General features: G+C 59.4%; 13 protein-coding genes and 3 pseudogenes. 6 read left to right on the top strand and 10 right to left on the bottom strand.

Annotated elements, in window-relative coordinates:
- Positions 1–2: 2 nt before the first annotated feature.
- Together DW49_RS0114990 and DW49_RS0114985 are read left to right on the top strand one after the other, a co-directional pair.
- Positions 3–263, top strand: coding sequence for a hypothetical protein (locus tag DW49_RS0114990; RefSeq protein WP_003380516.1), 261 nt, complete (start codon positions 3–5; stop codon positions 261–263).
- Positions 260–1,789: a sodium:solute symporter family protein gene (locus tag DW49_RS0114985; RefSeq protein WP_005618632.1), complete on the top strand. Its 1,530-nt coding sequence runs from the start codon at positions 260–262 to the stop codon at positions 1,787–1,789. Before DW49_RS0114990 ends, DW49_RS0114985 begins: the two co-directional genes overlap by 4 nt.
- Positions 1,790–1,813: 24 nt before the next feature.
- Here the strand turns inward: DW49_RS0114985 and DW49_RS0114980 are convergent.
- Positions 1,814–2,251 (bottom strand): annotated as a pseudogene (locus tag DW49_RS0114980) (LysR substrate-binding domain-containing protein); the annotation flags it as partial.
- On the opposite strand from DW49_RS0114980, the pseudogene DW49_RS0114975 reads away from it, so the two are divergent.
- Positions 2,244–2,468, top strand: a pseudogene (locus DW49_RS0114975) (aldo/keto reductase); the annotation flags it as partial. The pseudogenes DW49_RS0114980 and DW49_RS0114975 overlap by 8 nt on opposite strands.
- 12 nt (positions 2,469–2,480) lie before the next feature.
- Here DW49_RS0114975 and DW49_RS0114970 read toward each other — a convergent pair.
- Positions 2,481–3,317 carry a pirin family protein gene (locus DW49_RS0114970; protein WP_005618627.1) on the bottom strand — a complete coding sequence of 279 codons (837 nt, stop codon included), beginning with the start codon at positions 3,315–3,317 and terminating at the stop codon, positions 2,481–2,483.
- A gap of 112 nt (positions 3,318–3,429) precedes the next feature.
- Here DW49_RS0114970 and DW49_RS01000000128400 point away from each other — a divergent pair.
- Positions 3,430–4,340: pseudogene (locus DW49_RS01000000128400) on the top strand (LysR family transcriptional regulator).
- A 27-nt stretch (positions 4,341–4,367) separates the two neighbouring features.
- On the opposite strand, the gene DW49_RS0114960 reads toward DW49_RS01000000128400, so the two are convergent.
- From DW49_RS0114960 to DW49_RS0114930, 7 genes are all read right to left on the bottom strand, one after another.
- Entirely contained in the window at positions 4,368–4,817 is a 450-nt protein-coding gene (locus DW49_RS0114960) for a helix-turn-helix domain-containing protein (protein WP_005618623.1), read from the bottom strand.
- A 279-nt stretch (positions 4,818–5,096) separates the two neighbouring features.
- A complete protein-coding gene (locus DW49_RS0114955; protein ID WP_005618622.1) occupies positions 5,097–5,720 on the bottom strand; it encodes a PqiC family protein in 624 nt (207 codons plus the stop codon).
- Entirely contained in the window at positions 5,717–7,396 is a 1,680-nt protein-coding gene (locus DW49_RS0114950; RefSeq protein WP_005737802.1) for a PqiB family protein, read from the bottom strand. Before DW49_RS0114950 ends, DW49_RS0114955 begins: the two co-directional genes overlap by 4 nt.
- Positions 7,389–8,003: a paraquat-inducible protein A gene (locus DW49_RS0114945; RefSeq protein WP_005737803.1), complete on the bottom strand. Its 615-nt coding sequence runs from the start codon at positions 8,001–8,003 to the stop codon at positions 7,389–7,391. Before DW49_RS0114945 ends, DW49_RS0114950 begins: the two co-directional genes overlap by 8 nt.
- The gene (locus tag DW49_RS0114940; protein WP_024419961.1) at positions 8,000–8,629 is read right to left on the bottom strand and encodes a paraquat-inducible protein A; all 630 of its coding nucleotides are present in this window, start codon (positions 8,627–8,629) and stop codon (positions 8,000–8,002) included. Before DW49_RS0114940 ends, DW49_RS0114945 begins: the two co-directional genes overlap by 4 nt.
- Before the next feature lie 261 nt (positions 8,630–8,890).
- Positions 8,891–9,190, bottom strand: a complete 300-nt coding sequence (locus DW49_RS0114935; RefSeq protein WP_024419962.1) for a protealysin inhibitor emfourin — start codon at positions 9,188–9,190, stop codon at positions 8,891–8,893.
- A gap of 31 nt (positions 9,191–9,221) precedes the next feature.
- Positions 9,222–10,292 (bottom strand): M4 family metallopeptidase, encoded by a 1,071-nt coding sequence (locus DW49_RS0114930; RefSeq protein WP_005618617.1) that lies wholly within the window; start codon positions 10,290–10,292, stop codon positions 9,222–9,224.
- 268 nt (positions 10,293–10,560) lie between these two features.
- Between DW49_RS0114930 and DW49_RS0114925 the strand changes: the two genes are divergently transcribed.
- On the top strand, positions 10,561–10,911 hold the full coding sequence (locus DW49_RS0114925; RefSeq protein ID WP_005618616.1) for a hypothetical protein: 351 nt from the start codon (positions 10,561–10,563) through the stop codon (positions 10,909–10,911).
- A 97-nt stretch (positions 10,912–11,008) separates the two neighbouring features.
- On the opposite strand, the gene DW49_RS0114920 is transcribed toward DW49_RS0114925, so the two are convergent.
- The gene (locus DW49_RS0114920) at positions 11,009–11,326 is read right to left on the bottom strand and encodes an ElaB/YgaM/YqjD family protein (protein WP_003380537.1); all 318 of its coding nucleotides are present in this window, start codon (positions 11,324–11,326) and stop codon (positions 11,009–11,011) included.
- A 153-nt stretch (positions 11,327–11,479) separates the two neighbouring features.
- Between DW49_RS0114920 and DW49_RS0114915 the strand changes: the two genes are divergently transcribed.
- Complete coding sequence (locus tag DW49_RS0114915; RefSeq protein WP_003380539.1) at positions 11,480–11,734, top strand: hypothetical protein; 255 nt, start codon at positions 11,480–11,482, stop codon at positions 11,732–11,734.
- Positions 11,735–11,784: the final 50 nt, after the last annotated feature.

Here is an 11,784-nt window from a genome sequence, read left to right as displayed (position 1 = left end):
CCATGAGTAACGTTCCGCCCTCAAGCAACCCCGGCCGCCTGAAAAGCCTGGTGTTTGCCCTTTATTTTTTCGCCTTGTTGATGATGGCGCTGTTTCCGCCGTTCTACCTCAACGTCAGTGGCAGCAGCGTGCTGGTACTGGGCATTCCGCTGCCGATCTTCTACTGGATTCTGATCGCCGTGCTGATGGGCCTGGGCCTGTGGGTGCTGTACGTGGTCGAGTCCCTGTTAGGCGAAATTCCTGAAGAAGGGGATGCACAATGATCAGCACAACAACGGGTTCGGATCTGTACATCACGTTTGGTCTGATCGGCGTGTTTCTGGCCGGCATGATTGCCGTGCTTTATGCGACCAACCGCAAAAGCGACAGCTTTTCCGATTACGCCGTGGGCGGGCGTTCCTACGGTCCGTGGTTCATCGCCATGTGCTACACCAACTCCTGGTGGCCGGGCGCGACCTTTACCGCGTTCTTTGCGCTGTCCGTCGGCGGTGCGCTGGGCTTTTACGGCATGGTCTACGCCACACTCGGGGTGACGGCGATGTACCTGATGGCCAACCGCGCCTGGACCTGGGGCAAACGCTTCAACCTGACCACCCAGCCGGATTTGCTGGGCATGCGCTTCAACAGCCCGGTGGTCAAACGTATCGCTTCGATCATCGGCATCATCTCGGTATTCCCGTGGGTGGTGATGGGCATTCAGGCCCTTGCGACGTTGTTCCAGTTCGCCAGTTTCGGTCGCTGGGGTGTGACCACCTGCCTGCTGGTCGGGGTTGCCGTGATCCTGATCCGTCAATACTGGACGGTCAGCATGGGCATGCGCGGCCTGATCATGACCGACATGTACCAAGGGCTGATTGCCTACGTGCTGTGCGCTGCGCTGTGCATCTTCTTGATGTTCGGTGATCAGGCGTCGTTCTCGAACCTGTCGCAACTGCCCGCCAGCATGCTGGTGATTCCTGGCGGTACAGGCAGCACCTATGGGCCGATGTACATGTTCAGCCTGATCTTTACCGGCGTGATCGGCTCGATGTGCTGGCCCATGAGCTTCCAGCGTATCTACACCGCCAGCGGTGTGCGCTCGGTCAAGAAGGGCACACTGCTGACGATCCTGCTAGTGGGTGGCTTTTACGGCATTCTGATGCTGTTCGCCGCCGCCATCAGCCAGGACCCGAACGTGGCGGCCCATCCGCAGCATGGCTGGTTCCTGTCGCTGTTCGACATTGGCGGGCCGTGGTTGCTGGCCGTGGCAATCATGATCGTTCTGGCCGCCAGCATCGGCCATGTCGACGGTTGCGTGCAGGTGTGCGGTACGCAGTTCGCCAACGATCTGGCGACCTGGAGCAAGCCGCGCAGTGATCGCGAAAAGACCGTACTCGCCAAGGCCGGCATGGTCGTGTTCATTGCCGCAGCGTCGTTGCTGGCGTACCTGACCTTCGATTACGCACGCTTGCAACTGCTGGCGCAGATTTCCTATCAGGGCATCATTCAACTGGCGGTGCCGCTGTTCTTCGGGGTGTTCAGCCGTCGCGGCAACAAGCAGGGCGCGATTGCCGGCATGCTGGTGGGCATTGTGATCGCCATCGTGCTGACCACAATCTACCCGGATGACATTCCCGGGCTGGGTTCGTTGACCAGCGGTATCGTCGGGCTGATCTTCAATGCGGGCATTTTTGTCGCCTGCGCCGTGGCCATCAAGCCGAGCGCCGAGGAAGTGCGACGTGTCGATGAGCTGTTCGCCATGGCTGCGCCGCAGCGTCACCCTGCAGGCGTGGCGCCGTCCATGAGCTGACCGGCGCACGTGAGGTCGATTCGCTCAGCTGGCGTCTCGACCGGCATTGATAAAGTCGATGAACGCCCTCAGCTGTGAGGGCAGGTAACGATGGCCGTGATAATACAGATACGGCCCGGTAAAGCGTTGCCACCAGGGCTCGAGTATCGGTTCCAGCGCTCCGCTGTCCAGGTGCGGACGCAGCCAGTCTTCGAACAGATGGACAACGCCCAGGCCGTCGATTGCCGCTTGTACGGTCAGGTCGAATACGCCGCCTATTCTCACAATCAATGGGCCACTCGGGTCGACCCTGACGGTCTCACCCTTTCGCTCGTATTCCCAGGGCGGCAGGTTGCCGCTGGGAAACTTGCCGCGCAGGCACGCGTGGTTCAGCAAGTCACGTGGGTGCTCGGGGCGTCCTCTGGCGGCCAGATAAGCGGGCGAGGCTGCGGTGGCGAAGCGCTGGAAGCGCGACCCGATGGGCGGTTTTTCACCCTTTCAGTCGGCAATCCTGACTCGCGTAGCCGCGCAGCTTGATGCCTCCCCCCTGTGCGTCGCGCTGGCGTGGTTGTTACAGCGCGCGCCTAACATCCTGCTGATCCCCGGCACGTCCTCGGTCGCGCATTTGCCCGAGAACCTGGCCGCGAGCGAGTTGATCATCGCGCCTGAGCACCTCGCCGAACTCGACAGCTTGGTGTAAAGAACGGCACGTTTACAGCCTGCCTTCTGCGCGCAGCAGGGCACCGATGCGTTCGATTTCCTGTTCGCCCTGTATCAGCGCGGCCTGGCTGGTGTGGACCGAGTAATACCCGGTCACCAGATTGTGCGGATGCTTTATCGCCGATCCCAGTACGAAACAGGTCGGGCCGGTCGCCACGAAGTCGATAGGGCGGTCCGATTCTTCGAACACCGCCATTTCACCCGCCGTGATCGGGCCGTCTGCGTCGAGGTGCCCCGAGTTGACTGCCAGCCAGCCCACGGTATGGCCTGCTGGCGGTGTGTAACGCCAGTGCTCGCCATCCTGCAAACGCACAGCCAGATAATTCATGCCTGCCGGTGCGGGGATGCTGCTTTGAGCACTGCCGTAACGCCCCAGCAGCACCTGCGCCGGGCCCTCCTGGGCAACCTGGGAGGCCGCCAGATAAACACTGTGCGCCGGGCCGTTTTCCTGTGCGGCGGGCAGGGCTACCCACAACTGAAAGCCGCTGATGGGCGCATCGTTCACCGGCTTGGCGTCGTGCCACACCCCGTTACCGGCACTCATCCATTCCACGCCGCCGCTCGGCAGCAGTCCGGATTTCCCGGTGGTGTCCTCGTAAGCCAGTTCGCCTTCGATCATGTAAGTCAGCGTCGCGATGCCTGAGTGCGGGTGCATGCCGAATCCCTTGTTACCCGGCTCGGGCTTGAAGCCGAACTTATCGAGAAAAATAAAAGGTTTGAGCAACTGACCCAGATCGCCCGGGCTCATCAAGCGGGTGATAGGCCCGCGTTTTCTGCCGCTGGTGCGATGGGTGATGGCGCGAGGCTTGATGTCGACGATGCTGTTCATGGGGTTCTTCCTCTGGGCTTTATGCCTGAGCTCACAGCATAAGCGTCTGCGAATGGGCTTATTAGCCGGTATAGTTGGCTTGCACTCATCCATAAATAGAAGGAATAAGCGCGTGATTCCGGATCTCAATGATGTCGCGCTGTTTGTGCAGGTGGTGCGCAGCGGTAGTTTCGCGCAGGCCGCGAGGCAGTTGGGCATGCCGTCGAATACGGTCAGCGGCGGATTCAGCACCTGGAGGTGCAACTGGGGACGCGCTTGTTGCAGCGCTCCACGCGCAAGCTGGTGTTGACCCAGACAGGTGAGCACTTTTATGAACGTTGCACGGCGGCTGTCGATGGCCTGATGAGCGCCGCCGAGCAGCTTGTCTCCGGGCGAGAAGAGCCCAGCGGCCGAGTGCGCATTGCGGCAATGGCGGACTTCTTCGATTTTTTCTCGATTGACTGGGTCGCCGACTTTCTCGCCCGCTACCCCCGCGTACAGCTTGAGTTCGTGCTCAGTGACGAGCGCGCCGATCTGATCGCCGACCGGCTGGACATCGCGTTCCGGGGCGGCCCTTTGCAGGATTCAGGTTATGTGGGGCGTCAACTGATCGAAGAGGCGCGTGACGGCATGGTTGCCAGCCCTGCCTATCTCGCGACTCGCGGCATGCCCGATTCGCTGGAGAGTCTGCAGGCGCATGACTGCGTCAGCGCAGCGTATCCAGGCGGTTCTACCACCTGGCGAATGCTCGGGCCGGACGCGAAAATGCATGATGTGCAGCTCTCCAGTCGTTTCAACGCCAACACCGCTCAGGCATTGCGCAAAGCGACGCTCGCCGGTCTGGGTATCGCGTTGCTTCCAGCGACCTTGATTCGTACCGATCTGCGTAACGGTTTGCTGGTGCCGGTAATGGCGCAGTATCAGCGCACCAGTCATGGCCTGCATGTGCTTTACCCCAGTCGGCAACAGTTGCCTCTGGCGGTCTCGGCGTTCATCGGGTTGGTGATGGAGAAACTCAGGGTCAACGCGTTCCCTGCACAGTGAGCCGGCCTGGCTGCACAGGAATCCAGTTTACTTCAGTTTCGAGGTCATGTAGATCAGTCGAACGGTCGCGACGGTGATGGCTTCTGCGTCGTTCTTGATCGTTTCCAGTTGCGCGCTGTTCCAGTCCCCGTCGTATGCGTTTGACTCCATCAGGCGGGTGACATGGTAAATGTTCTGCGTCACGTTATGCAGGTCGCCGTGCAAGCGAGCAACGACGCGGTTGAGCGGGTCACTTTCCTGGCTGGTCGTGACCTTCGCTGTGAGGGTGGGTGAAGAATTGCTGAAACCGGTAACGACGTAGGTGACGTTGACGCCTGCATCCGCAATGCGCGACAGGTAGTCTGCGCGTGGGGAGCGCACGCCGTTCTCGTAGTTGCCCTGGGCGTTGGTTTCGACGCCGCCGATGGCACCGAGTGCACTCTGCGAAATCTTCAGTCGCAAGCGTTCTTTTTTGAGCCGTGGACCTATCCCTGTCATACGTTTGTCCTCGATAGACTGTCTGCCAGAGGCTCTGGGCTTACCGCAACAGTCAGGGTTAACAAACGTTTCTGGCAACAACCGGCAAGGCGCTCGAACAACCACGGAAAACCGCTTGTTCGGTGCAATCAGGTACTAACGTGCCAGGCAGTGAAGAGAGTCTACGTAGGAATTAAACGCGGTGATACATTTTTATACGGACTTGAATGCTTTTAAGCAGGGGTTCTAAAAGGCGTTTCAAGTTACATCGGGAGGTCGTATACCGACCTCCCAAAGGCCTCAAAGGCAGCGGGATGAGGGTTGTGCCGCCCAGCTAGCCGCGGTGGCTGCGATCTTTTCAGCCAGGGTTGCAACCGCTTTCTGGTGGGCAAGAATCAGGTTTTCCATGCCTTCTCCAGCCTGCTCGCGGATCACGCTGCTGCAGGTCAGGCTTTGCCTTTTGCTGCCGGCGGTAGCGCCTGCTTCGCGCAGGCCCAGTGTCCACACCACATCGATGAGGGCGTAATGACCGGGCATCGACTCGAAGCGGCGTACGTCCGTGCGAACCGAAAGCACAGGCTGATCGCCGTTTTTCGGCAGGCCGGCCATGTCGCGGCTACCGAACCGACGCTCCAGTTGCGGGGTCAGCGCATCGTGAAACTCGTCGCCCAGTGGCGATCCCCAGCGCTCGGTGTCCAGAATCGCCAGGCTACCGTTGCCCTGACGAACCACCAATGGCGGCTGGTCGACCTGCACCGGCATGATCACCGGGAGCATTTCGAACTGGAACGGCGCGGGCCTGGCTGCGCTGTTGCTGGTCGCGCCCATTGGTGCGATCAGCGTGTAATAGTGAGTCTGCGTCGAGGTGCAGGCGCCCATGCCCAGTGCAGCGGCGAGTACCATCAGTTTCAGGCGCAAGGTCATTGTTTTGGCTCCGGATCAATGGCTCGGGACGAGGACGGTGCGTTGAATGAACGTGGCGCGGCGTCGCCGGTGCGACCGCGAATCAGCGACTCGGGGTGGCGGCTGAGGAAGTCGGTGAGTACCCGGACCGAACGAGCAGTGCGTTGCACTTCATCCAGCGCCTGGCCCAACTGCTGACGCGCAGGCGAGTCTTCAGCGAACGAGTCGTTGGCGGTGCCCAGGGTTTTCTCGGCTTGCTGCAAGGTGCCACGCATTTGCGGCAGCACGCTGCCGTTGACCTGCTTGAGCGTCTTCTGCAGCTCGCTGAGGGTGCCGTTGAGATTGCCCGCCAGTTGATCGATCGGCAGTTTGCTGAGCTTCTCGACGAACGCCTGCAGTTGCTCCTGCAGTTTGTCGAAGCTGCCCGGCACCGTCGGGATTTCCAGCGGGCGGGCCTTGGCGTTGAACGACACTTTCGGCGCCTTCGGATCGAACTCCATGGCGATGTAAAGCTGGCCGGTCAACAGGTTGCCATTGCGTACCTGGGCACGAAGGCCGTTGGCGACGAACGCCCCCAGCACTCTGGCGGACTGTTCCTCTTCATCCCCAGCGCCACCCAGCTCCTTCAACTTGGACTCTGCAGCCCCCAGACGCTTGGGGTAGATCACTGCACCGACAATACCGGGGAAGGTCTTGGTGGCCGGATCGTAATCCAGGTCTACCGATACCACCTTGCCGATGGTAACGCCCAGGAAGTCAACCGATGCATTCACCGCCAACCCGCGAAGCGACTGGTTGAAACGCATGCGGATGTAACGTGGCTCGCCATCTGGCGGCGCCAGCGCTGTGGTCTGGTCTTCAAAAATCTTGAATTCGGCATTCTCGTCAGCCGGCTTGCTTTCGGGGCTCCAGTTGGGCTCGCGGAAGGCGATGCCGCCGGAGATGATCGAGGTCAGGGACTGAGTATTGACCTTCACCCCCGAGGCGCCAACCGTGATGTCTACGCCACTGGCATTCCAGAAACGCGTGTCGGTGGTGATGTACTGATCGTTCGGCGCATTGATGAAGATCTGGATATCGACGCCACGGCCGTCCTTGGACAGGTCATAGGCAACCACCTGGCCAACCTGAATACGGCGATAGTAGATGGGTGAGCCGATGTCCAGCGAGCCCAGGTCGTCGGTGTGCAGGGTGAAACGCTTGCCTTTTTCGCCGAAGGTCACTGGTGGCGGCGTTTCCAGGCCGGTGAAGCTGGTCTTGGTTTCGTCCGAGCTGCCTGCGTCTGCGCCAATGAAAGCGCCTGACAGCAGGGTATCGACCCCCGATACGCCGTGGGCACCAATGCGCGGGCGTACCACCCAATACTGGCTGTCGATCCGCGTGAAAGGCGATGCGCTGGTATTGAGCTCGATGTTGGCCAGTACGTGGGTGCGGTCGTCGCTGAGGCTGATCTCGGTGACCATGCCGATGACCACGTTCTTGTATTTGACCTGCGTTTTGTTGGCTTCCAGGCCTTCGGCGGTCAAAAAGCTCACGGTGATCTTCGGCCCGATGTTCATCCAGTCGTGAAACGCCATGGACGCCCCGATGATCGCTGCAATGATCGGCACCAGCCAGATCAGCGAGACGCTCAGGCGACGACGTTTAACTTCAGGCCGTGGCACTGAAGCAGACGGGGGGAGGGTATTGTCAGACATCTTCAACCTCTGCGTCCCAGATAAGCCGGGGATCGAAACTCATGGCGGCGAACATCGTCATCACCACTACCAAGCCAAAAAACAGAATACCAATGCGTGGCTCGATGGTGCTGAGCTCACGAAACTGAACCAGAGACGCCACCAGGGCCACAACCAGCACATCGAGCATTGACCAATAGCCGATCAGCTCGATGAAGCGATAAAGACGGGCACGTTCACGCATCGCCCAGGTGCTGCGGCGCTGGCAGGTGATCAGCAGCATGCCCAACACCAGAAACTTGATGCAGGGCACCACGACACTGGCGACGAAAATCAGGATGGCGATGTCCCAGGAGCCGCTTTTGAAAAACTCGATCACGCCGCTCATGATTGTGCTTTGACTGCGGTTGCCCAGCAAGTTGGTGTACATCACCGGCAGCACGTTGGCCGGAATATAGAAAATCAGTGCGGCGATCAGGTACGCCCAGGTGCGGCTGATGCTGTCGGGCTTGCGTCGGTGCACCGGCGAGTCGCAGCGCGGGCAGCGTGCAGCGTCCTCCTGGCAGGCATAGCCGCAGGTGTGGCACAGGCTCAGTTTGTGTTCGTGAGCGAAAGGGATGCCGTTCATTCAGGCTTTACCTCCAGCTCATCCCACAGCCTGCGTATGCCTTTGTTGGCAATCAGCAGAATGAGCACCATCAGCATCGCCATCGCCCACAGACCGACACCGGGGTGCACATCGAGCATGCCGGACAGCTTGATGATCGCCACCAGAATGCCAAGCATGCACACCTCCAGCATGCTCCACGGGCGCAAGTGCTCCAGCGCGCGCATGCAGGCCTTGAAGCCTGGGGCCATCACGCCCTTGTGAGCATGCAGCAACACCCAGAACAGCAGGACGATTTGCAGCAACGGGGCAAAGATGATCGACAGGCCGGCCACCAGCGCAATGAGGGTGATACGACCCTGAGCCAGGGCCTCGACCGACTGCCAGAGCGTGACCTCGTTGGTCAGGCCTTTCATGCTGATGCTGATCACGGGGAACAGATTGGCGAACACGAAGAGCATCGCGGCGGCGATGGTCAGGGCCAGCAGTTGCTCGATGGACATTCGATGGCCGCGACCAAGCACTGCCTGGCAACGCAGGCAAAATGCTGCTTCACCGGGTTGCAGCGGCTGGGCTTGGTACAGCGAATCGCAATGCTCGCAGATGATCAGGCCAGATGAATGTTTAGTAGGGTGCACAGTGCTCATCGACGCCATGGATGCAGAAGTAGAGGTAAGAATGCGAGGCACGAAAAGATACCTCTTTATGGCATTACGTAGCGTCTTTTTTTGTACAGTTGATAACAACCTGCGGATACAAACCATTGACCGCAGCGGTGGAGGGTGGTTCCGATGTCACAGCGCCATTATTTCACGGGCGCATTGGTATGGCGAATTCGCATCGGCCGGTGCCCTTCACGTACTGTCCGAAGGGCAAAGGCCTTGCAGGTCTTGTCAGGCCGGTGCAGCTCAGAGCTTGCCGGGCTTGGCGCGTTGCTTGAGAAAACCAAGCAATTGCCGGGCGGACGTCGGCACATTGTGCTCGTCGAACGTCAGGCAAATGGCCTTGGCTTCGTCCTCGATGGTGATCTCGTACTGATTCAGGTCCCGCGCCTGGTCGTTGAATGCGGTACTCGATTTATTCAGACCGCTGTCACTCACCAGTCGCTGCAACTGCTCGGCATCCGGCTGGTCAAGCGTGTCGGTGTCCACTTCACAACGTTTGATTGCGCCCGCAAAACCGCCGGATTGCACTAGACAGACCTTCATTTCGAGCACCTTTGTGGTTATAGCTGACGGCTTACACCTTGACACCGACCTCTTTCCACGCCGCTTGCACGGCTTTTTTGGCTTTTGCACCAAAACGCGAGTCGCCGGCGATTTTTATGCTGGTTTTGGCGCAATCGACGAACTGGCTGTCCGATTTCAACGCCAACATCGTTTCATACCAGATTCTGCCTGCCACTTCCCAGGCATTTCCGCCGAGTGCCTTGGCCACCAGCACGAAGGCCCGGTTGGGAATCCTCGAGTTGATGTGCACGCCGCCCCGGTCCTTGGCACCTTTATACAGGTCGGCCATCGTTGCCGGTTGCGGATCGTCGCCCAGGTCCGGGTCGTTGGCATAGGCGGTGCCGGGGTTCTCCATGTCACGAATGCCTCGCCGGGTCGGTGCAGGCACCAGCAACTCCTTGCCAACCACCCAGTCCGATTCGGCGGCGCTGGTGCCTTGCTTCCACTGACGTACCAGCATGCCGAACACATCGGCAAAGTGTTCATTCAGCGCACCGGACTGGCCTTTGTAGTCCAGATTGGAGGTAAAGCTCTGCACTCCGTGGGTCAGCTCGTGGCCGATCACTTCAAGGCTGCCGGTGAAGCGCTTGAAGACCAGATCATCGCCATCGCCGTACGCCATCTGGCTGCCATTCCAGTAGGCATTGCTCAGAGGCACGTGGTCGCCATTGAAGTCGACTTCGGCGAAATGCACGGTCGAAACCAGTGACATGCCATTGTCGTCCAGTGAATTGCGCTCGAAGAGCTGCGCATAGAAGTCATAGACATCGCCGGAGCCATCGTAGGCTTCGTCTGCGGCCTTGTCCCCCGTCGCGGCCTGGCCCTCTTTGCGGACGATGACGCCGGGAAGATCGTCAGTACCTTTGGCGTCATGAATCGCACGGTGTTTTTTGCCATCTGGCGACTTGATCGCGTGCATGGATGGCATGGCTCGCGCAGAAAGACGAGAGGCGAGGAACGCCGAGCTGCTGGTCAGGTTGGCAATGGCCCTGGCGCTGACCAGATTCTTGGGGGACTGCGCCATACGCTCCAGCATGTAAGGCGGAATGAAGCAATGCAGGGGGTTTCGGTCGTCGCACATGATGAACTCCTGTACTAATGCACCGATGACGGCAAGCCATCGATCAACATGGTCGCAATGCTTTGACACTGTGTGTAACGTTAACGTGCAACGAAATATCTGATTACATGATCGCCGGTCGCCGTATAACCTGCCTCTTTGTTCGACAGGCCCGTATTGCCTGAGCTGTGGCAGCATTTTGCCGTGCGTGCGACACCTCGACACAGTCGCTCAACAGGGCGCGCGGGAGTGCTAGACTCGCGCCACTTCAGACGAGGAGCAGACTTACGTGCGCAAGACGGTAATGATGATGGCGATACTGGCCCTGGCCGGGTGTGATGCGGGCAACTCTCGTGCGCCCGCCAGAGAAAAAGCCCAGGATGCGGCAAGCACTGCTCCGGTCTCCACGGCACAGTGGTTCATCCAGATGAACTCGCGTGAAGCGGTCAGCGACACCAGTGCCTGGTTGCTCGAGCGCAGCTATGCGCCGGTCATCGTGGACATAGACGGCAAGCAGCAATTGTTGATCGGGCCGTATGAAAGCCAGGCCCAGGCCGAGGAGCAGCGGGTAGCGCTGCAGGCCAAAGTGACCAAGTCCCACCGATTCGCAGAGCCATCGGTGGTGCAACACACCCGGTAACGTGTTGTGGGTCACAAAGCGGCCTTTTATCTGCGGTGCATGAAAAAAAAGCGGGCCTGCTATGAGGCCCGCTTTGTCGTTCAAGACTGCCGGTCGATCAACGACGACCCAGCAGCAGGCCTACTACCAGACCGAAGCCTGCAGAAATAGCCACGGTCTGCCAAGGGTGGCCACCGATGTAAGTCTCGGTCGCTTCTACAGCCGGCTTGGTGCGGTCACGTACGCTAACCATCGAATCCAGTGCCTGCTTGAGCTTGACGCTCAGTTGCGCGCGCAGCGTTTCAGCTTCTTCGCCGACCAGTGCGGCACTTTCCTTGAGCAATTTGTCTGATTCTTCGATCAGCGCCTGCAGGTCGCTGAATGCCTGATCCTTGATCTGATCGGCAGCATTTTGAGCGGAGGTCTTACGAGCCATGGCATTTTTCCTTTCAAGTGATGGCAATAGTGATCAATTGAGTCTTGCGCCTCCTGAAAAGTTGCAATTGCTTGAGTGACCCGACGCAAGACTCTGCAGGCAAAGCCCCTTACGGGTGTAAGATGCAGCCGTTTTTAGCCGTAGGTGACTGTCATGAGCTTCAATCTGGCCAATCGGCCGCTCCCTGAACGTACTGCTCTCGAAGACGAAAAATCCCGTTTGTTCGACCTCTGGCAGAGCAATCTGGGCAAAGCCAAGGGCGAGGCCGCGCGCCTGATGGGCGAGCGCGCCAAGCGCAAGGGCAAGTGGTCCGAATGGGTACGCTCCGAGCTCGACACGATGAGCCCGCCGGAGTACGCCAACATGGTGCGCAGCGAAGTGAATCGTCTGATGGCGGCTACCCGATAGCCATTTAGAAGAATAGCCGCCTAAAAGATAGCCACGCGACAGACGATCAT

The organism is Pseudomonas avellanae BPIC 631 (genome assembly GCF_000444135.1).
GTDB lineage: Bacteria > Pseudomonadota > Gammaproteobacteria > Pseudomonadales > Pseudomonadaceae > Aquipseudomonas > Aquipseudomonas avellanae.
The sequence above is the reverse complement of the archived record's forward strand: the minus strand, read 5'-3'. Positions and strand labels throughout refer to the sequence as shown.